Consider the following 24,779-nt stretch of genomic DNA (forward strand, 5'->3'; position numbering starts at 1 on the left):
CTTTCAGCGGGCATCCGCCATATGACGACCGCAGGTGGTGGAAAACAGTTGGTGGGTGCGGACCGGTGCCCGGTCCGGTGTCGGCGCGCTCGCATCAGACGCGGCGGCGCTTCGGCGGGCGGCACCCGTTGTGCGCGCTCGGGGTGACGTCCGAGATCGAGCCGACCTCGAGGCCGGTGGCCTGGAGGGAGCGGATGGCGGTCTCGCGCCCGGAGCCCGGGCCCTTGACGAACACGTCCACCTTGCGCACGCCGTGCTCCTGCGCGCGCTTGGCGGCGGCCTCGGCGGCCATCTGGGCGGCGAACGGGGTGGACTTGCGCGACCCCTTGAACCCCATCTCGCCGGCGGAGGACCAGGAGAGGACGGCGCCGGTGGGGTCGGTGATGGTGACGATGGTGTTGTTGAACGTCGACTTGATGTGGGCCTGGCCCTGGACGATGTTCTTCTTGTCCTTGCGACGGGGCTTGCGTGCAGCCGCTGCGCGAGTCTTCGGGGGCATGGAGATCTCCTACGAGGTGTTCAGGAAGAGCGGTGAAGAGCGGGGTGGTGCCGCTCGGGGGACGCCGGGTCCCGGTGCACGAGCGGCAGCGGGCTACTTCTTCTTGCCGGCGACCGTGCGCTTGGGACCCTTGCGGGTGCGCGCGTTGGTCTTCGTGCGCTGTCCGTGCACCGGCAGGCCGCGGCGGTGGCGCAGGCCCTGGTAGCTGCCGATCTCGACCTTGCGGCGGATGTCGGCGGCGACCTCGCGTCGCAGGTCGCCCTCGACCTTGTAGTTGCCCTCGATGTAGTCGCGCAGCTCGACGAGCTGGGCGTCGGTGAGCTCGCGCACGCGCAGGTCGCCCGAGATGCCCGTGGCCTCGAGGGTGTCCAGCGCGCGGGTGCGTCCCACGCCGTAGATGTAGGTGAGCGCTACTTCCAGCCGCTTCTCACGGGGAAGGTCAACGCCAGCGAGACGTGCCATGTCGGCGGTTCTCCTTGTTCTTCTCCAGAGGTCTTCAGCATCGCTGTCCGGTCGGGACGTCGCCGTCCGCCGGTCCCCGGCCTCTGTTCCCGGGGGCACCCGCCCGGATCCCTCCGGTCGGGAGCGGTGCCTTGTCTAATCCACTTGCGTGGGGCAGCTCGGGCGGATCAGCCCTGGCGCTGCTTGTGGCGCGGGTTCTCGCAGATCACCATGACCCGGCCGTTGCGCCGGATCACCTTGCACTTGTCGCAGATCGGCTTCACGCTCGGCTGAACCTTCATCGCATTCCTTCGCGTCGTTCTCTCGAGTGGCGGCGGCCGGCGGCCGCCGGTCCTACTTGTAGCGGTAGACGATACGACCGCGGGTGAGGTCGTACGGGCTCAGCTCCACCACCACGCGGTCCTCGGGAAGGATCCGGATGTAGTGCTGGCGCATCTTGCCGGAGATGTGGGCGAGCACCAGGTGACCGTTGTTCAGCTCAACGCGGAACATCGCGTTGGGCAGAGCCTCGACCACAGTGCCCTCGATCTCGATGACTCCGTCTTTCTTGGCCATATCCTCCGCTAACTTCAGGGGCCCGCCGCCGGGGCGCCGGGCAGGGTTCGGGTGTTCTTGATCGTTAAACGCCGCAGCGGACCAGGGCGCGCGCACCATCACCGTTCGAAGGAGCGGGAGGGATCGGCGTGGTCCGGACAGTGCGGAATCGCTGGAGCACAGACAACCAACAGAACACTCTACGGCATGGGGCGGGTGCGCCGCAACGCCGGTGCGCCGGGAGCACCGGCGGTGCCCCCGGCGCACCGGCGCGGCGGGCCGGGCGGAGGGGGCTCAGGCGGTCGCGGCGAGCTGGCCGCAGGCGCCGTCGATGTCGGAGCCGCGGGTGTCGCGCACGGTCGTGGGGATGCCGTGGGCGCGCAGGCGCTCCACGAAGTTCTGCTCGACCCCGAGCCGGGACGCGGTCCACTTCGACCCGGGGGTCGGGTTCAGCGGGATGGGGTTGACGTGCACCCAGCCGGTGCCGCGGGCGTTGAGCTTCTCCCCCAGCAGGTCGGCCCGCCAGCCGTGGTCGTTGATGTCCCGGATGAGCGCGTACTCGATGGAGACCCGCCGGCCGGTGACGTCGTAGTAGTCGCGGGCGGCGTCGAGGGCCTCGTCGACCTTCCACCGGGTGTTGATGGGGATCAGCTCGTCGCGCAGCTCGTCGTCGGGCGCGTGCAGGGACAGCGCCAGGGTGACGGGCAGCTTCTCCCGGGTGAACCGGCGGATCCCCGGCACGAGGCCCACCGTGGACATCGTGATCCCGCGGGCGGAGATGCCCAGGCCCTCCGGGGAGGGGTCGACGAGGCGGTGCACGGCGCCGAGGGTCGCCTTGTAGTTGGCCAGGGCCTCCCCCATGCCCATGAACACGATGTTGGACACCCGCAGCGGCTCCTGCTCGGCGCGGCCCACCCGGCCCCCGCGCAGCAGGCGCGCGCCCTGGACGACCTGTTCGACGATCTCGGCGGTGGAGAGGTTGCGGGTCAGCCCGGCCTGGCCCGTGGCGCAGAACGGGCAGTTCATCCCGCACCCGGCCTGGGAGGAGATGCACATGGTCACCCGGTTCGGGTAGCGCATGAGCACCGACTCGACCATCGCGCCGTCGAAGAGGCGGTGGACGGTCTTCAGGGTGGCGCCGCCGTCGGCCTCGAGGGTGCGGACCGGGCTCAGCAGCGGGGGCATCGCCCGGGCGACGAGCTCGGCGCGGCCCTCCGCCGGCAGGTCGGTCATGTCCTCCGGGTCGGTGGCCAGGCGGTCGAAGTAGTGCCGCGAGAGCTGGCCCGCGCGGAACGGCTTGTGGCCGAGCTCGGCGAGGAACTCGCGCCGGCCGGCCAGGTCGAAGTCGGCCAGGTGCCGGGGCGGCTTGCCGCGGCGGGGCGCGGTGAAGGTCAGCTGGCCGGGCTCGGGTCGGACGGTGAGCTCGAGCGGGGTCTCGGGCACGGGCTTCTCCTCGCGGGACGGGGTCGGTCGGGGCGGCGCGGTGGGGCTCAGTCCTCGGGCACCGGGACGGGGGTGACGCCCAGGGGCTCGAGCTCCGAGGCGCCGCCGTCCTCGGCGGTGAGCACCCAGATGCCGTCGGGGTGCAGGGCGACGGAGTGCTCCCACTGGCTGGAGCGGGCCCCGTCGGTGGTGACGACGGTCCAGTCGTCCTCCAGCACCCGCGTGCCGATGCCGCCGCGCACGAGCATGGGCTCGATCGCGAGCGCCATCCCGGCGCGCAGGCGCGGCCCGCGGTCGTTGCTGCGGAAGTTCAGGACGTCGGGGGCCATGTGCATCTTGGAACCGATCCCGTGGCCCACGTATTCCTCGAGGATCCCGAAGCGGTGGCCGGAGACCTCGCGCACGTAGTCCTCCACGGCCGCCCCGATGTCCCCGACGTGCGTGCCGGTGGCGACGGCGGCGATCCCGCGCCACATCGCCCGGCGGGTGGTCTCCGACAGCTCGGCGTCGGCGGGGTCGGGCCGGCCCAGCAGGACGGTGCGCGCGGAGTCCCCGTGCCAGCCGTCGACGATCGCCCCGCCGTCGATCGAGAGGATGTCGCCCTCCTCCAGCACCTGCTCGCCGGGGATGCCGTGGACGACGACCTCGTTGACGGACACGCACACGGTGGCCGGGTAGCCGAAGTAGCCGAGGAAGTTGGACGTCGCCCCGTGCTCGTCGAGCACGGCGCGGAATGCGGCGTCGAGGTCCGCGGTGGTCGCCCCGGGCACGGCGGCGGCCACGGCGGCGTCGAGGGCGCGCGAGGTCACCACCCCGGCGCGGCGCATGGTGCGCAGCTGGGCGTTGGTCTTGTACTCGATCCGGCGGCGGCCGAACATGCGGTGGTCCTTCCCGTCCGCCCGGCCCCGGGGTCCGGGGGCGGCGGGCGTGGTGTTAAACGTGAGACCCCCGGGGGTGCCCGGGGGCGTCACGGCGTGGGGCGGGGCTGCTCAGGCGAGCGCCGCCATGATGCGCCGGGTGACCTCGTCGACGGTGCCGAGTCCGTCGACCTCGCGCACGAGGCCGCGCTGGGCGTAGAGGTCGACGACGACGGCCGTCTCGGCGTCGTAGACGTCGAGACGGTGGCGGATGACGTCCTCGGTGTCGTCGGTGCGCCCCTCCTTCTGGGCGCGGCCGAGCAGGCGCTGGACGAGCTCCTCGTTGTCGGCCGTCAGCTGGAGCACGACGTCGAGCTCCTGGCCCAGCTCCTGCAGGATCCCGTCCAGCTCCTCCACCTGCGCGGCGTTGCGCGGGTAGCCGTCGAGCAGGAACCCCTCGGCGGTGTCGCCCTCCCCCAGGCGCTCCCGCACCATGCGGTTGGTCACCGAGTCCGGCACGAGGTCCCCGGCGTCGATGTAGCGCTTGGCCTCCTGGCCCAGCGGGGTCTGCGCCTTGATGTTGGCGCGGAAGATGTCGCCGGTGGAGATCGCCGGCACGCCCAGCTCCTCCGAGATGCGCACGGCCTGGGTGCCCTTGCCGGCCCCCGGCGGGCCGATGATGAGCATGCGGGTCATGAGGTCTCCTTGCGGTCGGGAACGGGTGCGGGCCCAGTCTAGCGGCCGGACCCGCACCGGCCCGGGCTCAGCGCAGCAGGCCCTCGTAGTGGCGCTGCTGGAGCTGGGCCTCGATCTGCTTCACCGTGTCCAGCCCGACGCCCACCATGATCAGCAGGGACGGCCCGCCGAAGGGGAAGTTCTGGTTGGCGTCGACCATCACGAGGGCGATCAGCGGGATCATCGACACGATCCCCAGGTACAGGGCGCCGGGGAAGGTGATGCGGGTCAGCACGTACTGCAGGTAGCGCTCGGTGGGCCGGCCCGCGCGGATGCCCGGGATGAAGCCGCCGTAGCGCTTCATGTTGTTGGAGACCTCCTCCGGGTTGAACGTGATGGACACGTAGAAGTACGTGAAGAACACGATCATGAGGAAGTACAGCACCATGTAGACCGGGTGGTCGCCGGTGACGAGGTAGGTGTTGATCCAGGTGACCCACCCGGGGATGTCCGTGCCGGTCTCGGGCATCCCGAACTGCGCCAGCATGCCCGGGAGCATGAGCATGGAGGAGGCGAAGATGATCGGGATGACCCCGGCCATGTTCACCTTCAGGGGGATGTAGGTCGTGGTGCCGCCGATGGTGCGCCGGCCCACCATGCGCTTGGCGTACTGGACGGGCACGCGCCGCTGCGACTGCTCGACGAAGACCACGCACGTGATCACGACGAGGCCCACGGCCAGCACGGCGAGGAACACGCCCCACCCCTTGGTGCGCAGGATGTCGCCGAGGGCGGAGGGGAAGGTCGCGGCGATCGAGGTGAAGATCAGCAGCGACATCCCGTTGCCGACGCCCTTCTCGGTGATGCGCTCGCCGAGCCACATGATGATCGCGGTGCCGGCGGTCATGGTGATCACCATGATGACGACCGTGAGGATCGTGTCGTCCGGGATCACCGGCAGCGGGCAGTCCCCCAGCAGGGCGCCGGAGCGGGCCAGGGAGACGATCGTGGTCGCGTTGAGCAGCGCCAGGCCGATCGTGAGGTAGCGGGTGTACTGGGTCAGCTTCGTCTGCCCCTGCGCGCCCTCCTCGTGCAGCTCCTGGAAGCGCGGGATGACGACCCGCAGCAGCTGGGTGATGATGCTCGCGGTGATGTAGGGCATCACGCCCAGGGCGAAGACCGACAGCTGCAGCAGGGCGCCGCCGCTGAAGAGGTTGACCATGTCGTAGATCCCGCCCGTGGTGGTCCCGAGGGCGAGGCACTGCTGGACGTTGCCGTAGTCCACCCCGGGGGCGGGGACGAAGGTGCCCAGGCGGTAGAGCACGATGAGGCCGAGGGTGATCCCCAGCTTGCGTCGCAGGTCGGGCGTTCGCAACGCCCGGCCGAAAGCGCTGAGCACATGTCCTCCTAGAGAGACGGGTCCGACCGGCGTCCGGCCGCGGGGGGTGGGGAGTTCGGGAGCGCGGTCCCGGGGTCCGCGCGCGACGGGCACGGACGACCCTGCGCGCCAGTCTAACGAACGCGCCGGTGCCCGGCCCTCCGGGTCCCGGCGCGCCGGCGCACCCGGGACGGGTCAGGCCCCGCCCACGCTGGCGTGGACGGGGCCTGACCGGTGCGCCGCGGCCCCGGGCGCTGCCCGGGGCCGCGGCCCGCGCTCACAGCGCGGTGGTGCTGCCGCCGGCGGCGGCGATCTTCTCGGCCGCGGAGCCGGAGAAGGCGTGCGCCGTCACGTCGACCGCCACGGCGATCTCGCCGGTGCCCAGGACCTTGACGGGCTGGTTCTTGCGGACCGCGCCCTTGGCCACGAGCGAGTCGACCGTGACCTGGCCGCCCTCCGGGAACAGCTCCGCGAGCCGGTCCAGGTTCACGACCTGGTACTCGACGCGGAAGGGGTTCTTGAACCCGCGCAGCTTCGGCAGCCGCATGTGCAGCGGCAGCTGGCCGCCGGCGAAGCCGGCCTTGACCTGGTAGCGGGCCGCCGTGCCCTTGGTGCCGCGACCGGCGGTCTTGCCCTTGGAGCCCTCACCGCGACCCACGCGGGTCTTGGCGGTGCGGGCGCCGGGGGCCGGGCGCAGGTGGTGCACCTTCAGGGCGTGCACCTTCTCGCCGTTGCCGGCGGTGTTCTCTGCAGTGTTCTCTGCCATGTCAGTTGGCCTCCTCGACCTTGACCAGGTGGGCGACGGTGTTGACCATGCCCGCGGTCACCCCGTCGGCCTTCCGGACCACCACGTTGCCCGGCCGCTTCAGGCCGAGGGACCGCAGCGTGTCCCGCATGTTCTGCTTCTGGCCGACCACCGAGCGGACCTGCGTGATGCGCAGCTCCGTGCCGTCGGGCTGGATACGCTTGCCGGACATCAGGCACCTGCCTTCTGGATGGAGCGCAGCAGCGGACCGGGGACGACCTCGTCGATGGGCATGCCGCGGCGTGCCGCCACGGCCGCCGGCTCCTCGAGCTGGCGGAGCGCCTCGATCGTTGCGTGCACGATGTTGATCTGGTTCGACGAGCCCAGCGACTTGGAGAGCACGTCGTGGATGCCGGCGCACTCGAGCACGGCGCGCACCGGGCCGCCGGCGATCACACCGGTACCGGGGGTCGCCGGACGGAGCATGACGACGCCCGCGGCGGCCTCGCCCTGGACGCGGTGCGGGATGGTGCGGTCCTCGACGCGGGGAACGCGGAAGAAGTTCTTCTTCGCCTCCTCGACGCCCTTGGAGATCGCGGCCGGCACCTCCTTGGCCTTGCCGTAGCCGACACCGACCATGCCGTTGCCGTCGCCGACGACGACGAGGGCGGTGAAGCTGAAGCGGCGCCCGCCCTTGACGACCTTGGAGACGCGGTTGATGGTCACGACGCGCTCGAGGAACTTGTCCTTCTCCTCGTCGCGCCCGCCGCGGCCGCCACGACCGCCGCGCTCGCCGCGGCCCCCGCGCTCACCGCGGCCGCCGCGCTCGCCGCGGCCCCCGCGGTCGCCGCGGGAGTCCTGGGAGCGGGTGGTCTCGGTGGACTGCTGGGCCCCGGTCGCCTCCGTGGAGGCAGTGCTGGCTTCCGTCACCTGGGTTTCCTTCTCGTTGTTCTGCTCGCTCACAGTGCCAGACCTCCCTCACGGGCGCCGTCGGCCACGGCCGCCACACGACCGTGGTACTTGTTGCCGCCGCGGTCGAAGACGACGGCCTCGATGCCGGCGGCCTTGGCGCGCTCGGCCACGAGCTCGCCGACGCGCTTGGCCTTGGCGGTCTTGTCCGCCTCGGTGCCGCGCAGGTCGGCCTCCATGGTGGAGGCCGAGGCGACGGTGACGCCCTTGGTGTCGTCGACGACCTGGACGAACACGTGCCGGGCCGAGCGGTTGACGACCAGGCGGGGGCGGACCGCGGTGCCGGTGAGGTGCTTGCGCACCCGGGCGTGGCGGCGGCCGCGGGCGGCGGCCTTGGACTTGCCCTTGATCTTCAGAGCCATGATTACTTACCAGCCTTTCCGGCCTTGCGGCGGATCTGCTCGCCGGCGTACCGCACACCCTTGCCCTTGTAGGGCTCGGGGGCGCGCAGGCCGCGGATCTTGGCGGCGACGTGGCCGACCTGCTGCTTGTCGATGCCGTTGACGGTCAGCTTGTTGACGCCCTCGACGGCGAAGGAGATGCCCTCCGGGGCCTTGAAGGTGACCGGGTGGCTGTAGCCCAGGGCGAACTCGAGGTCCTGGCCCTTGGCCTGCACGCGGTAGCCGGTGCCCACGATCTCGAGGCCCTTGGAGTAGCCCTGGGAGACGCCCTGGATCATGTTGGCGATCAGGGTGCGGGTCAGCCCGTGCAGCGAGCGGGACTCCCGCTCGTCGTTCGGCCGCGAGACCGTGAGGGTGCCGTCCTCGAGGGCGACGGTGATGGGGGCCGCGACGGTGTGCTGCAGCTGCCCCTTGGCGCCCTTGACGGTGACGAGGGCGCCGTCGACGGCGACCTCCACACCGGCGGGAACGGAGATGGGGAGACGTCCGATACGTGACATGTTCTCTTCCTTTCCTGTTCCCGGACTACCAGACGTACGCGAGGACTTCGCCGCCCACGCCCTTCTTCGCGGCCTGCTTGTCGGTCAGCAGCCCGGAGGAGGTGGACAGGATGGCGATGCCCAGGCCGCCCAGGACCTTGGGGAGGTTGGTGGACTTGGCGTAGACCCGCAGGCCCGGCTTCGAGATGCGCCGGACGCCCGCGATGGAGCGCTCACGGTTGGGGCCGAACTTCAGGGACAGCGTGAGGGTCTTCCCGACCTCGGCCGCCTCCTCCGTCCAGTCGGCGATGTAGCCCTCGGCCTTGAGGATCTCCGCCACGCGGGCCTTGAGCTTGGAGTACGGCATGCTCACGGTGTCGTGGTAGGCGGAGTTGGCGTTGCGCAGACGCGTCAGCATGTCCGCGACAGGATCTGTCATTGTCATTTTGGGGGCACGTGCCCTTCCTCGTCCCGGTTTCCGCCGGCGCCGTGGGCGCTCGGTCCGGACCTGGAACGTAGCCGGTTCAGTTGGTCTTGAAGGGGAACCCGAGCGCCTTCAGCAGCGCGCGGCCCTCGTCGTCGGTCTTCGCGGTGGTGACCACCGTGATGTCCATGCCGCGCACGCGGTCGATCCGGTCCTGGTCGATCTCGTGGAACATGGACTGCTCGGTGAGGCCGAAGGTGTAGTTGCCGTTGCCGTCGAACTGGCGGTCGGACAGCCCGCGGAAGTCGCGGATGCGCGGCAGGGCCAGGGTCACCAGGCGGTCGAGGAACTCCCACATGCGGTCGCCGCGCAGCGTGGTGTGCGCGCCGATGGGCATTCCCTCGCGGAGCTTGAACTGCGCGATGGACTTCTTGGCGCGGGTCACGAGCGGCTTCTGGCCGGTGATCGCGGTGAGGTCGCGCACGGCGCCGTCGATGAGCTTGGAGTCCTTGGCGGCGTCGCCGACGCCCATGTTCACGACGACCTTGACGACGCGCGGGATCTCCATGACGTTGCCGTAGCCGAACTGCTCCTGCAGCGCGGGGACGACCGTCTCCTGGTACTTGGCCTTGAAGCGCGGGCTCATGCTGGTCTCGATGGTCTCGGTCATCACAGGTCCTTGCCGGTGCTCTTGGAGACGCGGATCCGGACGGTCTTCTGGCGCCCGTCGCGCTCCACGGTCTCGGTGCGGTAGCCGACGCGGGTCGGCTTCTGGGTCTCCGGGTCCACGAGCGCCACGTTCGAGATGTGGATGGGCGCCTCGACCTTCTGGATGCCGCCGGCCTCGCCCTGCATGGAGGCCTTGCGGTGGCGGGTCACCACGTTGATGCCCTCCACGACGACCTTGGAGGTCTCGGGGATCACGCGCAGGACCTTGCCCTGCTTGCCCTTGTTGTCCTTGCTGCCGGAGATGACCTGCACCAGGTCGCCGGTCTTGATCTTGAACTTCGCCATGGTCAGAGCACCTCCGGGGCCAGCGAGATGATCTTCATGAACTTCTTGTCGCGCAGCTCGCGGCCGACCGGCCCGAAGATGCGCGTACCACGGGGGTCGCCGTCGTTCTTGAGGATCACCGCGGCGTTCTCGTCGAACTTGATGTAGGAGCCGTCGGGACGCCGACGCTCCTTCTTCGTGCGGACGATGACGGCCTTGACCACGTCGCCCTTCTTGACGTTGCCGCCGGGGATCGCGTCCTTGACGGTGGCGACGATGATGTCGCCGATGCCTGCGTAGCGGCGTCCGGATCCACCGAGAACGCGGATGGTCAGGATTTCCTTCGCACCCGTGTTGTCGGCGACCTTCAGCCGCGACTCCTGCTGAATCACTGAATCTCTCCTGTCGTCACGCCGGTTCCAACACCGTTCGAGAGCACGGTGCGGGCCTTGCGGAACAGCTTGTCGGATGATGTGCCCTCCCCCGGCGTCGCACGCCGGACCGGGCCCAGCCCTCCATGCCAGGAGCATCTGAACCCGCCACCAGGGGGCGCGGGGCGCCCTGCACGCGGTCATTATGCGCTGGCACGAAGAGCTGTGGGGCGTACGGGCACGCGAGTCGGCCCATACAAGCTCACCAGCCTAGCACAGCGGGGGGCGCCGGCACACAGACCGGCGGCCCGCCCCTTCGCGTCGAAGGGACGGGCCGCCGGTGCGGGAGGCTCTAGCGAGCCCGGCTCACTTGGCCTTCTCGAGGATCTCCACGATGCGCCACCGCTTGCTGGCGGACAGCGGGCGGGTCTCGGAGATGAGGACGAGGTCGCCGACGCCGGCGGTGTTCTCCTCGTCGTGGGCCTTGACCTTCGACGAGCGGCGCATGACCTTGCCGTACAGGGCGTGCGTGACGTTGTCCTGCAGCTGCACGACGACGGTCTTGTCCATCTTGTCGGAGACCACGTAGCCGCGGCGGGTCTTGCGCTCGCCGCGCTCGGGAGCCTGCTCGGCGCCGGAGTTGATCTGCTCGGTCACTTGGCGTCCTCCTCGGAGGTGTTGGCGGCGGCCGCGTCGGCGTCCGCCTGGGGCCGGATGCCCAGCTCGCGCTCGCGCAGCACCGTGTAGATGCGGGCGATGTCACGCTTGACGGCCTTCAGGCGGCCGTTGTTCTCGAGCTGACCGGTCGCGGACTGGAAGCGGAGGTTGAACAGCTCCTCCTTCGACTTGCGCAGCGCCTCGGTCAGAGCGTTGTCGTCGAGAGCCGCGAGGTTCTCGATGCTCAGATCCTTGGATCCAACAGCCACTCTCATTCACCACCTTCGCGACGCACGATGCGCGCCTTCATCGGGAGCTTGTGGATCGCCAGGCGGAGCGCCTCACGGGCGACCTCCTCGGACACGCCGGAGAGCTCGAACATGACGCGGCCCGGCTTGACGTTGGCGACCCACCACTCGGGCGAGCCCTTGCCGGAGCCCATGCGGGTCTCGGCGGGCTTCTTGGTCAGGGGACGGTCCGGGTAGATGTTGATCCAGACCTTGCCGCCACGCTTGATGTGGCGGGTCATGGCGATACGGGCGGCCTCGATCTGACGGTTCGTCACGTAGGCCGGCGTGAGCGCCTGGATGCCCCACTCGCCGAAGGCGACGGTGGTGCCGCCCTTGGCAGCACCGGACCGCTTGGGGTGGTGCTGCTTGCGGTACTTCACACGACGTGGGATGAGCATTTACTTACCACCCTCTGCGTTGGTCGCCTCGGCGGCCGGGGCCTGGGAGGCGGTGGCGTCGGGACGCTCACGGCGCCCGCCACGGTCGGTACGGTCATTGCGACGACGGCGCTCGCCACCGGCCGGGCCGCCGCGGCGGTCGCCGCCGCGGCCGCGCGACGGGGCGGCGGCCTGCTGGGCCGCCAGTTCCTTGGCGGTGAGGTCGCCCTTGTAGATCCAGACCTTCACGCCGATGCGACCGAAGGTGGTCTTGGCCTCGAAGAAGCCGTAGTCGATGTTCGCGCGCAGGGTGTGCAGGGGCACACGGCCCTCGCGGTAGAACTCCGAGCGGCTCATCTCGGCCCCGCCGAGACGGCCGGAGCACTGGATCCGGATGCCCTTGGCGCCGGCCCGCTGCGCGGACTGGATGGCCTTCTTCATGGCACGGCGGAACGCCACGCGGGAGGCGAGCTGCTCCGCGACGCCCTGGGCGACCAGCTGGGCGTCGGTCTCGGGGTTCTTGACCTCGAGGATGTTCAGCTGGATCTGCTTGCCGGTGAGCTTCTCGAGCTCGCCGCGGATGCGGTCGGCCTCGGCGCCGCGGCGGCCGATGACGATGCCCGGGCGGGCGGTGTGGATGTCCACGCGCACCCGGTCACGGGTCCGCTCGATCTCGACCTTGGCGATGCCGGCGCGCTCCATGCCCGTGGACATGAGCTTGCGGATCTTCACGTCCTCGCGGACGTAGTCCTTGTAGCGCTGGCCCTCCTTGGTGGAGTCCGCGTACCAGTGCGACACGTGGTCGGTGGTGACGCCCAGCCGGAACCCGTGCGGGTTGATCTTCTGTCCCACTTAGCGGACCTCCTCGTTCTCCGGGGTCGCCACGACCACGGTGATGTGGCTCGTGCGCTTGTTGATGCGGTAGGCGCGGCCCTGGGCGCGCGGCTGGAACCGCTTCATCGTGGGGCCCTCGTCGACGAAGGCCTCGCTCACGACGAGCTCCTCCTCCTTGAACGGCAGCCCGTCGCGGTCGGCGAGCTGACGCGCGTTGGCGACCGCCGACTGGAGGACCTTGAACACCGGCTCCGAAGCGCCCTGGGGGGCGAACTTCAGGATCGCCAGAGCCTCGTTCGCCTGCTGGCCACGAATCAGGCTGACGACGCGCCGGGCCTTCATAGGCGTCACGCGGATGTAGCGCGCAGATGCCTTGGCTTCCATTGCTTTCCTTCTCTCGTCTTCTCGAAGTGCGAGCACGGCCGATCCCGGAGGATCAGCGGCGCTTGCCCTTCTTGTCGTCCTTCACATGGCCGCGGAAGGTCCGCGTCGGGGCGAACTCGCCGAGCTTGTGCCCGACCATCGACTCGGTGATGAACACGGGGATGTGCTTGCGCCCGTCGTGCACGGCGATCGTGTGGCCCAGCATGTCGGGGACGATCATCGAGCGGCGGGACCACGTCTTGATGACGTTCTTGGTGCCCTTGTCGTTCTCCTTGGCGACCTTCAGGTAAAGGTGCTGATCGACGAAAGGGCCCTTCTTCAGGCTGCGTGGCATGGGTCAGGCTCCTTAGCGCTTGTTCTTGCCGGTGCGACGACGGCGGACGATGAGCTTGTCGCTCTCCTTGTTGGGGCGGCGCGTGCGGCCCTCGGGCTTGCCGTTCGGGTTCACCGGGTGGCGACCACCGGAGGTCTTGCCCTCGCCACCACCGTGGGGGTGGTCCACCGGGTTCATGACGACGCCGCGGACGGTCGGGCGGATGCCCTTCCACCGGTTGCGCCCGGCCTTGCCCCAGTTGATGTTGGACTGCTCGGCGTTGCCGACCTCGCCGATCGTCGCGCGGCAGCGGACGTCGACGTTGCGGATCTCGCCGGAGGGCAGGCGCAGCTGGCCGTACTTGCCCTCCTTGGCCACGAGCTGGACCGAGGCGCCGGCCGAGCGGGCCAGCTTGGCGCCGCCGCCCGGGCGCAGCTCCACGGCGTGGATCACGGTGCCGACGGGGATGTTGCGCAGCGGCAGGTTGTTGCCGGGCTTGATGTCGGCACCGGGGCCGGACTCGACGACGTCGCCCTGGGCGAGCTTGTTCGGCGCGATGATGTAGCGCTTGGAGCCGTCCACGTAGTGCAGCAGCGCGATGCGCGCCGTGCGGTTCGGGTCGTACTCGATGTGCGCGACCTTGGCGTCGACGCCGTCCTTGTCGTGGCGGCGGAAGTCGATGACGCGGTACTGGCGCTTGTGCCCGCCACCCTTGTGCCGGGTGGTGATGCGGCCGGAGCTGTTGCGCCCGCCGCTCTTGGGCAGCGGCCGGACCAGCGACTTCTCGGGGGTCGAGCGCGTGATTTCTGCGAAGTCGGCAACGGACGAGCCGCGACGGCCCGGGGTTGTCGGCTTGTGCTTGCGGATAGCCATGTGTCAGTTCCTCGTTTAAGTGGTCTCCGCTCAGGCGAGCGGACCGCCGAAGATGTCGATGGTGCCGTCCTTGAGGGTCACAACGGCACGCTTGGTGCCCTTGCGCTGACCCCAGCCGAAGCGCGTGCGCTTCCGCTTGCCGGCACGGTTGATGGTGTTCACGGACTCGACCTTGACGCCGAAGATCTTCTCGACGGCGTACTTGATCTCGGTCTTGTTGGCGTCCGGCGCGACGAAGAACGTGTAGCGGCCCTCGTCGATGAGCCCGTAGGACTTCTCCGAGACGACCGGCGCGATGATCACGTCGCGGGGGTCCTTGATGGTGGTCGCGCTCACTTGGCGTCCTCCTGCTTCTTCTTGCTGGCGGCGGCCACGAAGGACTCGAAGGCGTCCTTGGTGAACACCACGTCGTCGGAGACGAGCACGTCGTACGTGTTCAGCTGGTCGGCGTAGACGGAGTGCACGCCGGCCAGGTTGCGGACCGAGAGCGCGGCGACGTCCTCGGTGCGGCCCAGGACGACCAGCACGCTGCGGCGCTCGGTCAGCCCGAGCAGCGCGGCCTTGGCGCCCCTGGTGGAGGGCACGGAGCCCTCGACGAGGGACTCCACCACGTGCACGCGCCCGTTGCGGGCCCGGTCGGAGAGGGCACCGCGCAGGGCGGCGGCCTTCATCTTCTTGGGGGTCCGCTGCGAGTAGTCGCGCGGGGTCGGGCCGTGCACGATCCCGCCGCCGGTCATGTGCGGGGCGCGGATCGAGCCCTGGCGCGCGCGGCCGGTGCCCTTCTGCTTGAAGGGCTTGCGGCCGGCGCCGGAGACCTCGGCGCGGGTCTTGGTCTTGTGCGTGCCCTGGCGCGCCGCGGCCAGCTGGGCGACGACGACCTGGTGCAGCAGCGGCACGTTGGTCTGGACGTCGAAGATCTCGGCGGGCAGGTCGACGTTGACGGTCTGAGTTGCCATGGTCTATCAGGCTCCCTTCACTGCGGAACGGACGAGGACGACCGAACCCTTGGGGCCCGGCAGGGCGCCCTTGATGAGCAGCAGGGAGTTCTCGGCGTCCACGGCGTGAACGGTGAGGCTCTGCGTCGTGTGACGGACGGCGCCCATGCGGCCCGCCATGCGCATGCCCTTGAACACGCGAGCGGGGTAGGACGCGCCGCCGATCGATCCCGGCTTGCGGTGGTTCTTGTGGGCACCGTGGGAGGCGCCGACGCCGGCGAAGCCGTGGCGCTTCATGACACCGGCCGTGCCCTTGCCCTTGGTCGTGCCGATGACGTCGACCTTCTGGCCGGCCTCGAACAGCTCGACGGACAGCTCCTGGCCGAGCTCGTAGGTGTCGGCGTCGGCGGTGCGCAGCTCGACGACGTGGCGGCGGGGGGTGACGCCCGCCTTCTCGAAGTGGCCGGCCAGCGGCTTGGTGACCTTGCGAGGGTCGACGGCGCCGAAGCCGATCTGCACGGCGGCGTAGCCGTCGCGGTCCTGGGTGCGCAGCTGGGTCACGACGTTGGAGTCCGCCTTGACGACGGTCACCGGCACGAACTTCCCGTTCTCGTCCCAGACCTGGGTCATGCCGAGCTTGGTGCCCAGCAGGCCCTTCACCTGGCGTTCGAAAGTGGTAGTCATTGGGATGCGGTCCTCTTTACAGCTTGATTTCGATGTTCACGTCGGCCGGCAGGTCGAGGCGCATGAGCGAGTCGACGGCCTTCGGCGTGGGGTCGATGATGTCGATCAGCCGCTTGTGGGTGCGCATCTCGAAGTGCTCACGGCTGTCCTTGTACTTGTGCGGCGAGCGGATGACGCAGTACACGTTCTTCTCCGTCGGCAGCGGCACGGGGCCGACCACCGTCGCGCCGGCGCGCGTCACCGTCTCAACGATCTTCCGGGCCGAGACGTCGATGACCTCGTGGTCATAGGACTTCAGCCGGATGCGGATTTTCTGTCCCGCCATGGCGTCGTGACTCTCTTTCTTCAAGTACTTCCCTGTGACGGAGCTGGCGCTCCTTGTGCATGGCGCCCTGAGGGCGGACGCCGCTCCCCGCAGGCTGAATCCGGGAGTCCCGGGTTCCTCACCCTGCTGGAGCACCGACCCCCGAACTCGGGCGTGTCGCCGCGTGCGGAGCACACGGGAGCACCGGGTTCCTGGATGCGGGGCGGGTCGTCGGTGGTCCGTCCGTGGCAGCGGCATCGGCTGCTGGCCCTCGGTTCTGCTTCGGAGCCCTGTCCTGCTTCGGGGCTGGCCGGTTCGAACCGCTGAGAGCACACGGCGGCGCTTGAACAACGTCGTCCATCCTGCCAGAGATCCCGGGCGGGCGCAAACGGCGGCGGCCCTCCCCCGCCCCGGCCGGCGGGCCGCCGGCGGGCCAGCACGGCGGAAGAGGCCCCGGAACGCGCAGGACCCCCGCCGCGGGTGCGGCGGGGGGTCCTGCGCTGACCGGTCAGGCAGTCCGGGAGGAACTACTTGATGATCTTGGTGACACGGCCGGAGCCGACGGTGCGCCCGCCCTCGCGGATCGCGAAGCCGAGGCCCTCCTCCATGGCGATCGGCTGGATGAGCTCGACCGTCATCTCGGTGTTGTCGCCGGGCATGACCATCTCGGTGCCCTCGGGCAGCGTGATGACGCCGGTGACGTCGGTGGTCCGGAAGTAGAACTGCGGACGGTAGTTCGAGTAGAACGGGTTGTGCCGGCCGCCCTCCTCCTTGGAGAGGATGTAGACGTTGGCCTCGAAGTCGGTGTGCGGGGTGATGGAGCCCGGCTTGCACACGACCTGGCCGCGCTCGACGTCGTCGCGCTTGAGACCGCGCAGCAGCAGGCCGCAGTTCTCGCCCGCCATGGCCTCGTCCATCTGCTTGTGGAACATCTCGATGCCGGTGACGGTGGTCTTCTGGACCGGACGGATGCCGACGATCTCGACCTCCGAGTTGATCGGCAGGGTGCCGCGCTCGGCACGGCCGGTCACCACGGTGCCGCGGCCGGTGATGGTGAAGACGTCCTCGATCGGCATGAGGAACGGCTTGTCCATGTCGCGGACCGGGTCCGGCACGTTCTCGTCCACGGCCTCCATGAGCTCCTCGACGGACTTGACCCACTCGGGGTCGCCCTCGAGGGCCTTGAGGGCGGAGACGCGCACGACGGGGGCGTTGTCGCCGTCGAAGCCCTGGTCGGAGAGCAGCTCGCGCACCTCCATCTCGACGAGGTCCAGCAGCTCCTCGTCCTCGACCATGTCGGACTTGTTCAGGGCCACGAGCAGGTAGGGCACGCCCACCTGGCGGGCGAGCAGCACGTGCTCGCGGGTCTGGGCCATGGGGCCGTCGGTGGCGGCGACCACGAGGATCGCGCCGTCCATCTGCGCCGCACCGGTGATCATGTTCTTGACGTAGTCGGCGTGGCCCGGGGCGTCCACGTGGGCGTAGTGCCGCTTCTCCGTCTGGTACTCGATGTGGGAGATGTTGATGGTGATGCCGCGCTGCTTCTCCTCCGGGGCGGAGTCGATGGCACCGAAGTCGCGCTGCTCGTTGATGTCCGGGTACTTGTCGGCCAGGACCTTGGAGATGGCGGCGGTGAGCGTGGTCTTGCCGTGGTCGACGTGGCCGATGGTGCCGATGTTGACGTGCGGCTTGCTGCGCTCGAACTTGGCCTTCGCCATGGTTGTTCCTCCTAGAACATGTGTGGAAACTTGCTCAGCGATCCCCGCGACGCGTCGCGCGCCCGGTGGAGCGAGGCGATCAGCAGTACTGAAACCTCGGCAAGTCTACGTGGGGTGTCGTCTTTTGATGAAATTTTCCCGGCCGGGGCCGAGGGGTGGTGCTTACTCGCCGCGGTTCTTCTGGATGATCTCGTCGGCGACGGCCTTCGGGACCTCCGAGTAGCTGTCGAACTGCATCGAGTAGACGGCGCGGCCCTGGGTCTTGGAGCGCAGGTCGCCGATGTAGCCGAACATCTCGGACAGCGGCACGAGCGCCTTGACCAGCTTCACGCCGGTGACGTCCTCCATGGACTGGATCTGGCCACGGCGGGAGTTCAGGTCGCCGATGACCTCGCCCATGTACTCCTCGGGGGTGCGCACCTCGACCGCCATCAGCGGCTCGAGCAGGACCGGGCTGGCCTTGCGCGCGCCCTCCTTGAAGACCATGGAGCCGGCGATCTTGAAGGCCATCTCCGAGGAGTCGACGTCGTGGTAGGCGCCGTCGATGAGCGTCGCCTTCACGCCGACCACCGGGTAGCCGGCGAGGATGCCCAGCTGCATGGCGTCCTGGATGCCGGCGTCCACCGAGGGGATGTACTCGCGGGGGACGCGGCCGCCGGTGACCTTGTTGTCGAACTCGTAGAGCTCCTCGGCGTCCAGCGGCAGCGGCTCGAACGAGACCTGGACCTTCGCGAACTGGCCGGACCCGCCCGTCTGCTTCTTGTGGGTGTAGTCGACCTTCTCGACGGCCTTCTTGATGGTCTCGCGGTAGGCCACCTGGGGCTTGCCGACGTTGGCCTCGACCTTGAACTCGCGCTTCATGCGGTCCACCAGGATGTCCAGGTGGAGCTCGCCCATGCCGCCGATCTCGGTCTGGCCGGTCTCCTCGTTGAGGGACACGGTGAACGTGGGGTCCTCGGCGGAGAGCTTCTGGATCGCGGTGGACAGCTTCTCCTGGTCGCCCTTGGTCTTGGGCTCGATCGCCACGGAGATCACGGGCTCGGGGAAGGTCATCGACTCGAGCACGATCGGGTTCTGCGGGTCGCAGAGGGTGTCACCGGTGGTGGTGTCCTTCAGTCCGATGGCCGCGTAGATGTGGCCCGCACGGATCTCGTCGACCGGGTTCTCCTTGTTGGAGTGCATCTGGAACAGCTTGCCGATGCGCTCCTTCTTGCCCTTGGTCGAGTTGAGCACCTGCTCGCCGTTGACGGCCTTGCCCGAGTAGACGCGGATGTAGGTCAGCTGCCCGTAGAACGGGTGGGCGGCGACCTTGAACGCGAGGGCGGAGAAGGGGGCGCTGTAGTCGACCGGACGGGTGAGGATCTCCTCCTCGTCGTTCAGGGCGTGGCCCTGCACGTTGGGGACGTCCAGCGGGGAGGGCAGGAAGTCGATGACCGCGTCGAGCATCGGCTGCACGCCGCGGTTCTTGAACGCGGAGCCGCACAGCACGGGGTAGGCCTCGGAGTTGATGGTCAGCTTCCGGATGCCGGCCTTGAGCTCCTCGAGGGTGAGCTCCTCGCCGCCGAGGTACTTCTCCATGAGCTCGTCGTCGGACTCGGCGACGGTCTCGACCAGCTGGTTGCGGTACTCCTCGGCACGCTCCTGGAGATCGGCGGGGATGTCCTCGATCTCGTACTTGGCGCCCATGGTGACGTCGCCCTTGGAGTCGCCGGGCCACACGAAGGCCTTCATGGTCAGCAGGTCCACGACACCGGTGAAGGCGGACTCCGCGCCGATCGGCAGCTGCATCACCAGCGGCTTGGCCCCGAGCCGGTTGATGATGGTGTCGACGGTGAAGTAGAAGTCGGCGCCCAGCTTGTCCATCTTGTTGACGAAGCAGATGCGGGGGACGTCGTACTTGTCGGCCTGGCGCCAGACCGTCTCCGACTGGGGCTCGACGCCCTCCTTGCCGTCGAAGACCGCCACGGCGCCGTCGAGCACGCGCAGGGAGCGCTCGACCTCGACCGTGAAGTCCACGTGGCCGGGGGTGTCGATGATGTTGATCTGGTTGTCGTGCCAGTAGCAGGACGTCGCGGCCGACGTGATCGTGATGCCGCGCTCCTGCTCCTGGGCCATCCAGTCCATCGTGGAGGCACCGTCGTGGGTCTCGCCGAGCTTGTGGCTGATGCCGGTGTAGAACAGGATGCGTTCGGTCGTGGTGGTCTTGCCGGCATCGATGTGGGCCATGATGCCGATGTTGCGGACCTTCTTCAGGTCGGTAAGCACGTCGAGTGCCACGGTGTTTCCCTTCAGGAGATGGTGCCGGCGGCCTGCCGGCCCGGTGGGGCCGGCAGGCCGGAGAAGATTCTACCAGCGGTAGTGGGCGAAGGCCTTGTTGGACTCAGCCATCTTGTGGGTGTCCTCGCGGCGCTTCACGGCGGCACCGAGACCGTTGGACGCGTCCAGGATCTCGTTCTGCAGGCGCTCCGTCATGGTGTTCTCGCGGCGGAGCTTGGAGTAGCCCACGAGCCAGCGCAGCGACAGCGCCTGGGCGCGGCCGGGCTTGACCTCGACGGGCACCTGGTAGGTGGCGCCGCCGACGCGGCGGGACTTGACCTCGAGGGCCGGCTTGACGTTCTCCAGGGCCTTCTTGAGGGTGGCCACGGGGTCGGCGCCGGTCTTGCCGCGCACGCCCTCGAGCGCGCCGTAGACGATGCGCTCGGCGGTGGACTTCTTGCCGTCCTGGAGGACCTTGTTGATCAGCTGCGTGACGACCGGCGAGCCGTAGACGGGGTCGACGACGAGCGGGCGCTTGGGAGCGGGACCCTTACGAGGCATTACTTCTTCTCCTTCTTGGCGCCGTAGCGGGAGCGGGCCTGCTGGCGGCCCTTGACACCCTGGGTGTCGAGGGCGCCGCGGACGATCTTGTAGCGGACACCCGGGAGGTCCTTCACGCGGCCGCCGCGCACGAGCACGATGGAGTGCTCCTGCAGGTTGTGGCCCTCGCCCGGGATGTAGGCGGTGACCTCGACGCCGCCGTTGAGCTTCACGCGGGCGACCTTGCGCAGCGCGGAGTTCGGCTTCTTCGGGGTGGTGGTGTAGACGCGGGTGCACACGCCGCGCTTCATGGGGCTGCCCTTGAGCGCGGGCGCCTTGGTCTTGACGACCTTGGGGGTCCGGCCCTTGCGGACCAGCTGCTGGATGGTAGGCACTGTGTCTCCTGATCGGACGGGCCGCGCCGGCGGCCCGCTGGGATGGTCGGCTCCTCCTCCCCCGGTGCGGGACCGGGGGCGGGGACGGCGTCCCGGGTGCTGCCGGCGCGGCCGGGGCCGCACACCGGTGCCCGGGAGTTTCCGTGGGCAGACGAAAAGGATGGCATTTCGGCACATGCTGCGTGCCGGAGGACCGGGTCCGTTCTGCCATTGATTCCCGCGGTTCCCGCCGCCGCACGGGGCGAGGGCAGGGACCGTGCAATTCCACGACAGCCTATCAGAGAGGCCCCGCCCCCGGAAACCGGGGCGGGCTCAGCGGCCGGCGGCGGCGAGGTCCGCGGAGATCCGGCGGGCGCACTCGAGCAGCGGGGGCACGACGTCGCGCCGGGGGTCGGTGCCCGCGGCCCCCGGCACGCCCACGCGCATGGAGACGTTCACGGCGGCGACCACGCGGCCGGCGCCGTCGTGGACGGGGGCCGCCACGGAGCACAGCCCTGCCTCGAGCTCCTGGTCCACGAGCGCCCAGCCCTGGGCGCGGACCGTGCGCAGGTCCTCCTCGAGCAGGGCGCGGTCGGTGAGGGTGCGGTCGGTGCGGGCCTCGAGGCGGGCGGTGCGGAAGTACTCCGCGAGCTCGTCGGGCCCGAGCCCGGCGAGCAGCACCCGGCCCATCGACGTGGCGTGGGCGGGGAAGCGGGTGCCCACGGCGATGGCCACGGTCATGATCCGGCGGGTGGCGACCCGGGCGACGTAGACGATGTCGGTGCCGTCGAGCACGGAGGCCGAGGTGGACTCCTCCAGCAGCGCGGACAGGGCCTCGAGGTGCGGGCCCGCCAGCGCCGGCAGCGACAGGGCGGAGAGGTAGGCGTAGCCGAGCCGGAGCACCTTGGGGGTGAGCTCGAACAGCCGCCCGTCGGTGCGCACGTAGCCGAGCTCCTCGAGGGTCAGCAGGAAGCGGCGCGCGGTGGCGCGGGTGAGGCCGGTGCGCCGTGAGACGTCGCTGAGGGTCATCCGGGGGTGCCCGGCGTCGAAGGCGGAGATCACCTCCAGCCCGCGTGCGAGGGACTGGACGAACTGGCCGCCGGGGCCCCGCTCCCCCGCGGGCGTGCTCGGCTCGGGCTCGGTCACGGGGGCCTCCTCGGGCGGTGGGACGGCACGGGACGGGCGGGCGGCGGAGCCGGACGGCCGCCGGGACACCGTGTCCCGGCCGGACCGTCCCGGACCGGCGGACCGGCGGACCGCCCGGGCGGGACCCGCCGGGCGGGCGCAGGGCGTCCCCGCGGCCGGCGGGTCCGGCCGGCCGCGGGGACCGGTCAGCCGGCGGCGGGGCGCAGCGGCAGGCCGACGAGCTCCTGGAGCTCCTCGAAGTCGGTGCCGAAGGTCTCGCGCACGCTCAGGCCGTCCTCGTCGACGAGGAACACGGCCCGGTCGGTGTAGACGCGCGAGACGCAGCCGACGCCGGTGAGCGGCATGGTGCACTTCTCCACCAGCTTGGACTGGCCCTTCTTGGTGAGCAGGGTCATCATCACGAAGGTCTGCTTGGCCCCGGTGGCCAGGTCCATGGCCCCGCCCACGGCGGGGATGGCCTCGGGCTTGCCGGTGTGCCAGTTCGCGAGGTTGCCCTCGACGTCCACCTGGAAGGCCCCGAGCACGCAGCAGTCGAGGTGGCCGCCGCGCATCATGGCGAACGAGTCCGCGTGGTGGAAGTAGGAGCAGCCGGGGGTCTCGACGACGGGGATCTTGCCGGCGTTGATGAGGTCCGGGTCGACCTCGTCGCCGTGGGCCTCGCGGCCCATCCCGAGCATGCCGTTCTCGGTGTGCAGCGTGACGTCGTGCTCGGCGGTGAGGTGGTTGGCGACGAGGGTCGGCTGGCCGATGCCCAGGTTGACGTAGGAGCCGGCGGGGATGTCGGCGGCCACGACCCGCGCGAGCTCCTCGGGGCCGAGGGGGTGCTCGGCGGTGCGCGGGACCGCGGTGGTCTGCTCTCGGGTGGTGCGCTCGCTCATGGGGTTCAGAGCTCCTCTCGGGGGTCGGTCTGGGCCGGGGACTCGAGCCGCACGACCGTGTCCACGTAGATGCCGGGGGTCACGACGACCTCGGGGTCGAGCTCGCCGCGCTCGACGATCTCGGCGACCTGCACGATGGAGGTCGTCGCCGCGGCGGCCATGATCGGCCCGAAGTTGCGCGCCGTCTTGCGGTAGACGAGGTTGCCGGCGCGGTCGGCGACGTGCGCCTTGGTCAGGGAGTAGTCGGCCCTGATGGGGTGCTCGAGGACGTAGTGGCGGCCGTCGATCTCGCGCACCTCCTTGCCCTCGGCCAGCGGGGTGCCGTAGCCGGTGGGTGTGAAGAACGCCCCGATCCCGGCCCCCGCGGCGCGGATCCGCTCGGCGAGGTTGCCCTGCGGGACGACCTCGAGCTCGATCTCGCCCGCGCGGTACTTCTCGTCGAAGTGCCAGGAGTCGGACTGGCGGGGGAAGGAGCAGATGATCCTGCGCACCCGCCCGAGCTGGATGAGCTTGGCGAGGCCCACGTCGCCGTTGCCGGCGTTGTTGTTGACGACGGTCAGGTCGGTGGCGCCGTGGTCGATCAGCGCGTCGATGAGCTCGACGGGCTGTCCGGCGACGCCGAAGCCGCCGATCATGACGGTGGCGCCGTCCTCGATCTGCGCCACGGCCTCGGCGCAGCTGGCTGCGATGGTGAGCATGCGGTGTGCCTTCCTTCGGGGTCCGGTCGGGTTCTCAGGCGTTCTGGTTCTCGAGCACGACGGCGAGGCCCTGACCCACGCCGATGCAGATGGCGGCCACGCCCCAGCGCTGCCCGGAGGCCTGCAGGGACCGGGCGAGGGTGCCGAGGATGCGGGTGCCGGACGCGCCGAGGGGGTGGCCGATGGCGATGGCCCCGCCGTGCCGGTTGACGATCGCCGGGTCGATGCCCCAGGCGTCGACGCAGGCCAGGGACTGGGCGGCGAAGGCCTCGTTGAGCTCGACGGCGGCGACGTCGTCCCAGGTGATGCCGGCGCGGCGCAGCGCGGAGTTGGCCGCCTCGACCGGGGCGAAGCCGAAGAACTGCGGCTCGTTGGCGGCGGCCCCGCGCCCGGCGATGCGGGCGAGGGGCTGCAGGCCGGTCAGCTCGGCGGCCTTCTCGGAGCCCAGCAGCGCGGCGGAGGCGCCGTCGTTGAGGGGCGAGGCGTTGCCGGCGGTGACGGTCCCGCCCTGCTCCTCCGGGCGGAAGACGGTCTTGAGCCCGGCCAGCTTCTCGACGGTGGAGGAGGCCCGAACGGATTCGTCCCGGGTCAGCTCGGTGCCGGGGACCTGGACGGTGAGGTCCGCGTAGAAGCCCTCGTCCCAGGCCTGCTGGGTGAGCTGGTGGGAGCGGTACGCGAACTCGTCCATGCGGTCGCGGGTGATGCCGTGCCGCTCGGCGAGCTGCTCGGTGGCCTCGCCCAGGGAGACCGTCCACTCGGGCCTCATCCGCTTGTTCACGAGCCGCCAGCCCAGGGTGGTGGAGGCCAGGGTCATGTCCCCGGCGGGGTAGGGCTTCTCGGTCTTGGGCAGCACCCAGGGGGCGCGGCTCATGGACTCGACGCCGCCGACGAGCACCACGTCCGCCTCGCCCGCGCCGATCTGGCGGGAGGCGATGATGGCGGCGTCGAGGGAGGACCCGCACAGCCGGTTCACCGTGGTGCCGGGCAGCTCGACGGGCAGCCCGGCGAGGAGGGTGGCCATGCGGGCGACGTTGCGGTTCTCCTCCCCCGCGCCGTTGGCGTTGCCGAGCACGACCTCGTCGATCGCGGCCGGGTCCAGGCCGGGGGCGCGCCCGACCTGCTCGCCCAGCACGTGGGCGGCGAGGTCGTCGGGGCGCACGCCCGCCAGGGCGCCGCCGAAGCGGCCGAAGGGGGTGCGGACGGCGTCGTAGATGTAGGCCTGGGTCATGGTGTTCCTCGCTTGCGTCGTTGCAGGTCGGTCACGGGGTCTCGGGGCCAGGGGTGCCGG

36 protein-coding genes are annotated in these 24,779 nt (G+C 70.0%); all 36 read right to left on the bottom strand.

Going from position 1 to position 24,779, the window contains the following annotated elements:
* Positions 1-94 precede the first annotated feature (94 nt).
* Complete coding sequence (rpsK, locus tag AS188_RS13910; protein ID WP_058859342.1) at positions 95-499, bottom strand: 30S ribosomal protein S11; 405 nt, start codon at positions 497-499, stop codon at positions 95-97.
* Between the two features lie 93 nt (positions 500-592).
* Positions 593-961: a 30S ribosomal protein S13 gene (gene rpsM, locus AS188_RS13915; protein WP_058859343.1), complete on the bottom strand. Its 369-nt coding sequence runs from the start codon at positions 959-961 to the stop codon at positions 593-595.
* A 167-nt stretch (positions 962-1,128) separates the two neighbouring features.
* Positions 1,129-1,242, bottom strand: a complete 114-nt coding sequence (gene rpmJ / locus AS188_RS13920) for a 50S ribosomal protein L36 (protein ID WP_017833320.1) — start codon at positions 1,240-1,242, stop codon at positions 1,129-1,131.
* Positions 1,243-1,294: 52 nt separating this feature from the next.
* Positions 1,295-1,516, bottom strand: a complete 222-nt coding sequence (gene infA / locus AS188_RS13925; protein WP_017833319.1) for a translation initiation factor IF-1 — start codon at positions 1,514-1,516, stop codon at positions 1,295-1,297.
* A gap of 273 nt (positions 1,517-1,789) precedes the next feature.
* Complete coding sequence (gene rlmN, locus AS188_RS13930; RefSeq protein ID WP_058859344.1) at positions 1,790-2,938, bottom strand: dual-specificity RNA methyltransferase RlmN; 1,149 nt, start codon at positions 2,936-2,938, stop codon at positions 1,790-1,792.
* 47 nt (positions 2,939-2,985) lie between these two features.
* Entirely contained in the window at positions 2,986-3,816 is an 831-nt protein-coding gene (map, locus tag AS188_RS13935; RefSeq protein WP_058859345.1) for a type I methionyl aminopeptidase, read from the bottom strand.
* 111 nt (positions 3,817-3,927) lie between these two features.
* On the bottom strand, positions 3,928-4,491 hold the full coding sequence (locus AS188_RS13940; protein ID WP_058859346.1) for an adenylate kinase: 564 nt from the start codon (positions 4,489-4,491) through the stop codon (positions 3,928-3,930).
* A 67-nt stretch (positions 4,492-4,558) separates the two neighbouring features.
* Positions 4,559-5,869: a preprotein translocase subunit SecY gene (secY, locus tag AS188_RS13945; protein WP_058859347.1), complete on the bottom strand. Its 1,311-nt coding sequence runs from the start codon at positions 5,867-5,869 to the stop codon at positions 4,559-4,561.
* Between the two features lie 256 nt (positions 5,870-6,125).
* Entirely contained in the window at positions 6,126-6,614 is a 489-nt protein-coding gene (gene rplO, locus AS188_RS13950; RefSeq protein WP_058859348.1) for a 50S ribosomal protein L15, read from the bottom strand.
* A gap of 1 nt (position 6,615) precedes the next feature.
* Complete coding sequence (gene rpmD, locus AS188_RS13955; RefSeq protein WP_058859349.1) at positions 6,616-6,825, bottom strand: 50S ribosomal protein L30; 210 nt, start codon at positions 6,823-6,825, stop codon at positions 6,616-6,618.
* On the bottom strand, positions 6,825-7,556 hold the full coding sequence (gene rpsE, locus AS188_RS13960; RefSeq protein ID WP_058859350.1) for a 30S ribosomal protein S5: 732 nt from the start codon (positions 7,554-7,556) through the stop codon (positions 6,825-6,827). Before rpsE ends, rpmD begins: the two co-directional genes overlap by 1 nt.
* Complete coding sequence (gene rplR, locus AS188_RS13965) at positions 7,553-7,924, bottom strand: 50S ribosomal protein L18 (RefSeq protein ID WP_058859351.1); 372 nt, start codon at positions 7,922-7,924, stop codon at positions 7,553-7,555. The genes rpsE and rplR overlap by 4 nt, the downstream gene beginning before the upstream one ends.
* 2 nt (positions 7,925-7,926) lie before the next feature.
* Positions 7,927-8,463: a 50S ribosomal protein L6 gene (gene rplF / locus AS188_RS13970; RefSeq protein ID WP_058859352.1), complete on the bottom strand. Its 537-nt coding sequence runs from the start codon at positions 8,461-8,463 to the stop codon at positions 7,927-7,929.
* A 25-nt stretch (positions 8,464-8,488) separates the two neighbouring features.
* Positions 8,489-8,887: a 30S ribosomal protein S8 gene (gene rpsH / locus AS188_RS13975; protein WP_058859353.1), complete on the bottom strand. Its 399-nt coding sequence runs from the start codon at positions 8,885-8,887 to the stop codon at positions 8,489-8,491.
* A 79-nt stretch (positions 8,888-8,966) separates the two neighbouring features.
* Entirely contained in the window at positions 8,967-9,536 is a 570-nt protein-coding gene (rplE, locus tag AS188_RS13980) for a 50S ribosomal protein L5 (RefSeq protein WP_058859354.1), read from the bottom strand.
* Positions 9,536-9,880, bottom strand: coding sequence for a 50S ribosomal protein L24 (rplX, locus tag AS188_RS13985; protein ID WP_058859355.1), 345 nt, complete (start codon positions 9,878-9,880; stop codon positions 9,536-9,538). Before rplX ends, rplE begins: the two co-directional genes overlap by 1 nt.
* 2 nt (positions 9,881-9,882) lie before the next feature.
* Positions 9,883-10,251 (bottom strand): 50S ribosomal protein L14, encoded by a 369-nt coding sequence (gene rplN / locus AS188_RS13990; protein WP_017833306.1) that lies wholly within the window; start codon positions 10,249-10,251, stop codon positions 9,883-9,885.
* Between the two features lie 345 nt (positions 10,252-10,596).
* A complete protein-coding gene (gene rpsQ / locus AS188_RS13995) occupies positions 10,597-10,887 on the bottom strand; it encodes a 30S ribosomal protein S17 (RefSeq protein WP_058859356.1) in 291 nt (96 codons plus the stop codon).
* Complete coding sequence (rpmC, locus tag AS188_RS17730; protein ID WP_058859357.1) at positions 10,884-11,156, bottom strand: 50S ribosomal protein L29; 273 nt, start codon at positions 11,154-11,156, stop codon at positions 10,884-10,886. Before rpmC ends, rpsQ begins: the two co-directional genes overlap by 4 nt.
* Before the next feature lie 2 nt (positions 11,157-11,158).
* Positions 11,159-11,575, bottom strand: coding sequence for a 50S ribosomal protein L16 (gene rplP / locus AS188_RS14005; RefSeq protein WP_058859358.1), 417 nt, complete (start codon positions 11,573-11,575; stop codon positions 11,159-11,161).
* Positions 11,576-12,406: a 30S ribosomal protein S3 gene (gene rpsC, locus AS188_RS14010; RefSeq protein ID WP_058859359.1), complete on the bottom strand. Its 831-nt coding sequence runs from the start codon at positions 12,404-12,406 to the stop codon at positions 11,576-11,578.
* Entirely contained in the window at positions 12,407-12,772 is a 366-nt protein-coding gene (gene rplV, locus AS188_RS14015) for a 50S ribosomal protein L22 (RefSeq protein ID WP_058859360.1), read from the bottom strand. It lies immediately after the preceding gene.
* A gap of 52 nt (positions 12,773-12,824) precedes the next feature.
* Entirely contained in the window at positions 12,825-13,106 is a 282-nt protein-coding gene (rpsS, locus tag AS188_RS14020; protein WP_058859361.1) for a 30S ribosomal protein S19, read from the bottom strand.
* A gap of 12 nt (positions 13,107-13,118) precedes the next feature.
* A complete protein-coding gene (gene rplB / locus AS188_RS14025) occupies positions 13,119-13,958 on the bottom strand; it encodes a 50S ribosomal protein L2 (protein WP_058859362.1) in 840 nt (279 codons plus the stop codon).
* Between the two features lie 30 nt (positions 13,959-13,988).
* Positions 13,989-14,294 (bottom strand): 50S ribosomal protein L23, encoded by a 306-nt coding sequence (gene rplW / locus AS188_RS14030; RefSeq protein WP_058859363.1) that lies wholly within the window; start codon positions 14,292-14,294, stop codon positions 13,989-13,991.
* Positions 14,291-14,914, bottom strand: coding sequence for a 50S ribosomal protein L4 (rplD, locus tag AS188_RS14035; protein WP_058859364.1), 624 nt, complete (start codon positions 14,912-14,914; stop codon positions 14,291-14,293). Before rplD ends, rplW begins: the two co-directional genes overlap by 4 nt.
* A 6-nt stretch (positions 14,915-14,920) precedes the next feature.
* Positions 14,921-15,577 carry a 50S ribosomal protein L3 gene (gene rplC, locus AS188_RS14040; protein ID WP_058859365.1) on the bottom strand — a complete coding sequence of 219 codons (657 nt, stop codon included), beginning with the start codon at positions 15,575-15,577 and terminating at the stop codon, positions 14,921-14,923.
* A gap of 16 nt (positions 15,578-15,593) precedes the next feature.
* Positions 15,594-15,902, bottom strand: a complete 309-nt coding sequence (gene rpsJ / locus AS188_RS14045) for a 30S ribosomal protein S10 (protein WP_003803825.1) — start codon at positions 15,900-15,902, stop codon at positions 15,594-15,596.
* 506 nt (positions 15,903-16,408) lie between these two features.
* Positions 16,409-17,599: an elongation factor Tu gene (tuf, locus tag AS188_RS14050; protein WP_058859366.1), complete on the bottom strand. Its 1,191-nt coding sequence runs from the start codon at positions 17,597-17,599 to the stop codon at positions 16,409-16,411.
* Positions 17,600-17,761: 162 nt separating this feature from the next.
* Positions 17,762-19,876, bottom strand: a complete 2,115-nt coding sequence (fusA, locus tag AS188_RS14055; protein WP_058859367.1) for an elongation factor G — start codon at positions 19,874-19,876, stop codon at positions 17,762-17,764.
* A gap of 69 nt (positions 19,877-19,945) precedes the next feature.
* The gene (rpsG, locus tag AS188_RS14060; protein ID WP_058859368.1) at positions 19,946-20,416 is read right to left on the bottom strand and encodes a 30S ribosomal protein S7; all 471 of its coding nucleotides are present in this window, start codon (positions 20,414-20,416) and stop codon (positions 19,946-19,948) included.
* On the bottom strand, positions 20,416-20,790 hold the full coding sequence (rpsL, locus tag AS188_RS14065) for a 30S ribosomal protein S12 (protein ID WP_017833291.1): 375 nt from the start codon (positions 20,788-20,790) through the stop codon (positions 20,416-20,418). The genes rpsG and rpsL overlap by 1 nt, the downstream gene beginning before the upstream one ends.
* Before the next feature lie 312 nt (positions 20,791-21,102).
* Positions 21,103-21,915 (bottom strand): IclR family transcriptional regulator domain-containing protein, encoded by an 813-nt coding sequence (locus AS188_RS14070; protein ID WP_058859369.1) that lies wholly within the window; start codon positions 21,913-21,915, stop codon positions 21,103-21,105.
* 185 nt (positions 21,916-22,100) lie between these two features.
* Entirely contained in the window at positions 22,101-22,793 is a 693-nt protein-coding gene (locus tag AS188_RS14075) for a 3-oxoacid CoA-transferase subunit B (RefSeq protein ID WP_058859370.1), read from the bottom strand.
* A gap of 5 nt (positions 22,794-22,798) precedes the next feature.
* Positions 22,799-23,491, bottom strand: coding sequence for a 3-oxoacid CoA-transferase subunit A (locus AS188_RS14080; RefSeq protein ID WP_058859371.1), 693 nt, complete (start codon positions 23,489-23,491; stop codon positions 22,799-22,801).
* Between the two features lie 34 nt (positions 23,492-23,525).
* The gene (locus tag AS188_RS14085) at positions 23,526-24,719 is read right to left on the bottom strand and encodes a thiolase family protein (protein ID WP_058859372.1); all 1,194 of its coding nucleotides are present in this window, start codon (positions 24,717-24,719) and stop codon (positions 23,526-23,528) included.
* Between the last annotated feature and the right edge of the window lie 60 nt (positions 24,720-24,779).

The sequence above is a fragment of the Kocuria flava genome (genome assembly GCF_001482365.1).
In the GTDB taxonomy this organism is placed as follows: Bacteria; Actinomycetota; Actinomycetes; order Actinomycetales; family Micrococcaceae; genus Kocuria; species Kocuria flava.

What these genes read in the sequence shown, in the direction of transcription:
- rpsK (WP_058859342.1), bottom strand. Translation starts at nt 499, where the DNA reads ATGCCCCCGAAGACTCGCGCAGCGGCTGCACGCAAGCCCCGTCGCAAG.
- rpsM (WP_058859343.1), bottom strand. Translation starts at nt 961, where the DNA reads ATGGCACGTCTCGCTGGCGTTGACCTTCCCCGTGAGAAGCGGCTGGAA.
- rpmJ (WP_017833320.1), bottom strand. Translation starts at nt 1,242, where the DNA reads ATGAAGGTTCAGCCGAGCGTGAAGCCGATCTGCGACAAGTGCAAGGTG.
- infA (WP_017833319.1), bottom strand. Translation starts at nt 1,516, where the DNA reads ATGGCCAAGAAAGACGGAGTCATCGAGATCGAGGGCACTGTGGTCGAG.
- map (WP_058859345.1), bottom strand. Translation starts at nt 3,816, where the DNA reads ATGTTCGGCCGCCGCCGGATCGAGTACAAGACCAACGCCCAGCTGCGC.
- AS188_RS13940 (WP_058859346.1), bottom strand. Translation starts at nt 4,491, where the DNA reads ATGACCCGCATGCTCATCATCGGCCCGCCGGGGGCCGGCAAGGGCACC.
- rplO (WP_058859348.1), bottom strand. Translation starts at nt 6,614, where the DNA reads ATGGCAGAGAACACTGCAGAGAACACCGCCGGCAACGGCGAGAAGGTG.
- rpmD (WP_058859349.1), bottom strand. Translation starts at nt 6,825, where the DNA reads ATGTCCGGCAAGCGTATCCAGCCCGACGGCACGGAGCTGCGCATCACG.
- rplR (WP_058859351.1), bottom strand. Translation starts at nt 7,924, where the DNA reads ATGGCTCTGAAGATCAAGGGCAAGTCCAAGGCCGCCGCCCGCGGCCGC.
- rplF (WP_058859352.1), bottom strand. Translation starts at nt 8,463, where the DNA reads ATGTCACGTATCGGACGTCTCCCCATCTCCGTTCCCGCCGGTGTGGAG.
- rpsH (WP_058859353.1), bottom strand. Translation starts at nt 8,887, where the DNA reads ATGACAATGACAGATCCTGTCGCGGACATGCTGACGCGTCTGCGCAAC.
- rplE (WP_058859354.1), bottom strand. Translation starts at nt 9,536, where the DNA reads ATGACCGAGACCATCGAGACCAGCATGAGCCCGCGCTTCAAGGCCAAG.
- rplX (WP_058859355.1), bottom strand. Translation starts at nt 9,880, where the DNA reads ATGGCGAAGTTCAAGATCAAGACCGGCGACCTGGTGCAGGTCATCTCC.
- rplP (WP_058859358.1), bottom strand. Translation starts at nt 11,575, where the DNA reads ATGCTCATCCCACGTCGTGTGAAGTACCGCAAGCAGCACCACCCCAAG.
- rplV (WP_058859360.1), bottom strand. Translation starts at nt 12,772, where the DNA reads ATGGAAGCCAAGGCATCTGCGCGCTACATCCGCGTGACGCCTATGAAG.
- rpsS (WP_058859361.1), bottom strand. Translation starts at nt 13,106, where the DNA reads ATGCCACGCAGCCTGAAGAAGGGCCCTTTCGTCGATCAGCACCTTTAC.
- rplB (WP_058859362.1), bottom strand. Translation starts at nt 13,958, where the DNA reads ATGGCTATCCGCAAGCACAAGCCGACAACCCCGGGCCGTCGCGGCTCG.
- rplD (WP_058859364.1), bottom strand. Translation starts at nt 14,914, where the DNA reads ATGGCAACTCAGACCGTCAACGTCGACCTGCCCGCCGAGATCTTCGAC.
- rplC (WP_058859365.1), bottom strand. Translation starts at nt 15,577, where the DNA reads ATGACTACCACTTTCGAACGCCAGGTGAAGGGCCTGCTGGGCACCAAG.
- rpsJ (WP_003803825.1), bottom strand. Translation starts at nt 15,902, where the DNA reads ATGGCGGGACAGAAAATCCGCATCCGGCTGAAGTCCTATGACCACGAG.
- tuf (WP_058859366.1), bottom strand. Translation starts at nt 17,599, where the DNA reads ATGGCGAAGGCCAAGTTCGAGCGCAGCAAGCCGCACGTCAACATCGGC.
- rpsG (WP_058859368.1), bottom strand. Translation starts at nt 20,416, where the DNA reads ATGCCTCGTAAGGGTCCCGCTCCCAAGCGCCCGCTCGTCGTCGACCCC.
- AS188_RS14075 (WP_058859370.1), bottom strand. Translation starts at nt 22,793, where the DNA reads ATGAGCGAGCGCACCACCCGAGAGCAGACCACCGCGGTCCCGCGCACC.
- AS188_RS14080 (WP_058859371.1), bottom strand. Translation starts at nt 23,491, where the DNA reads ATGCTCACCATCGCAGCCAGCTGCGCCGAGGCCGTGGCGCAGATCGAG.
- AS188_RS14085 (WP_058859372.1), bottom strand. Translation starts at nt 24,719, where the DNA reads ATGACCCAGGCCTACATCTACGACGCCGTCCGCACCCCCTTCGGCCGC.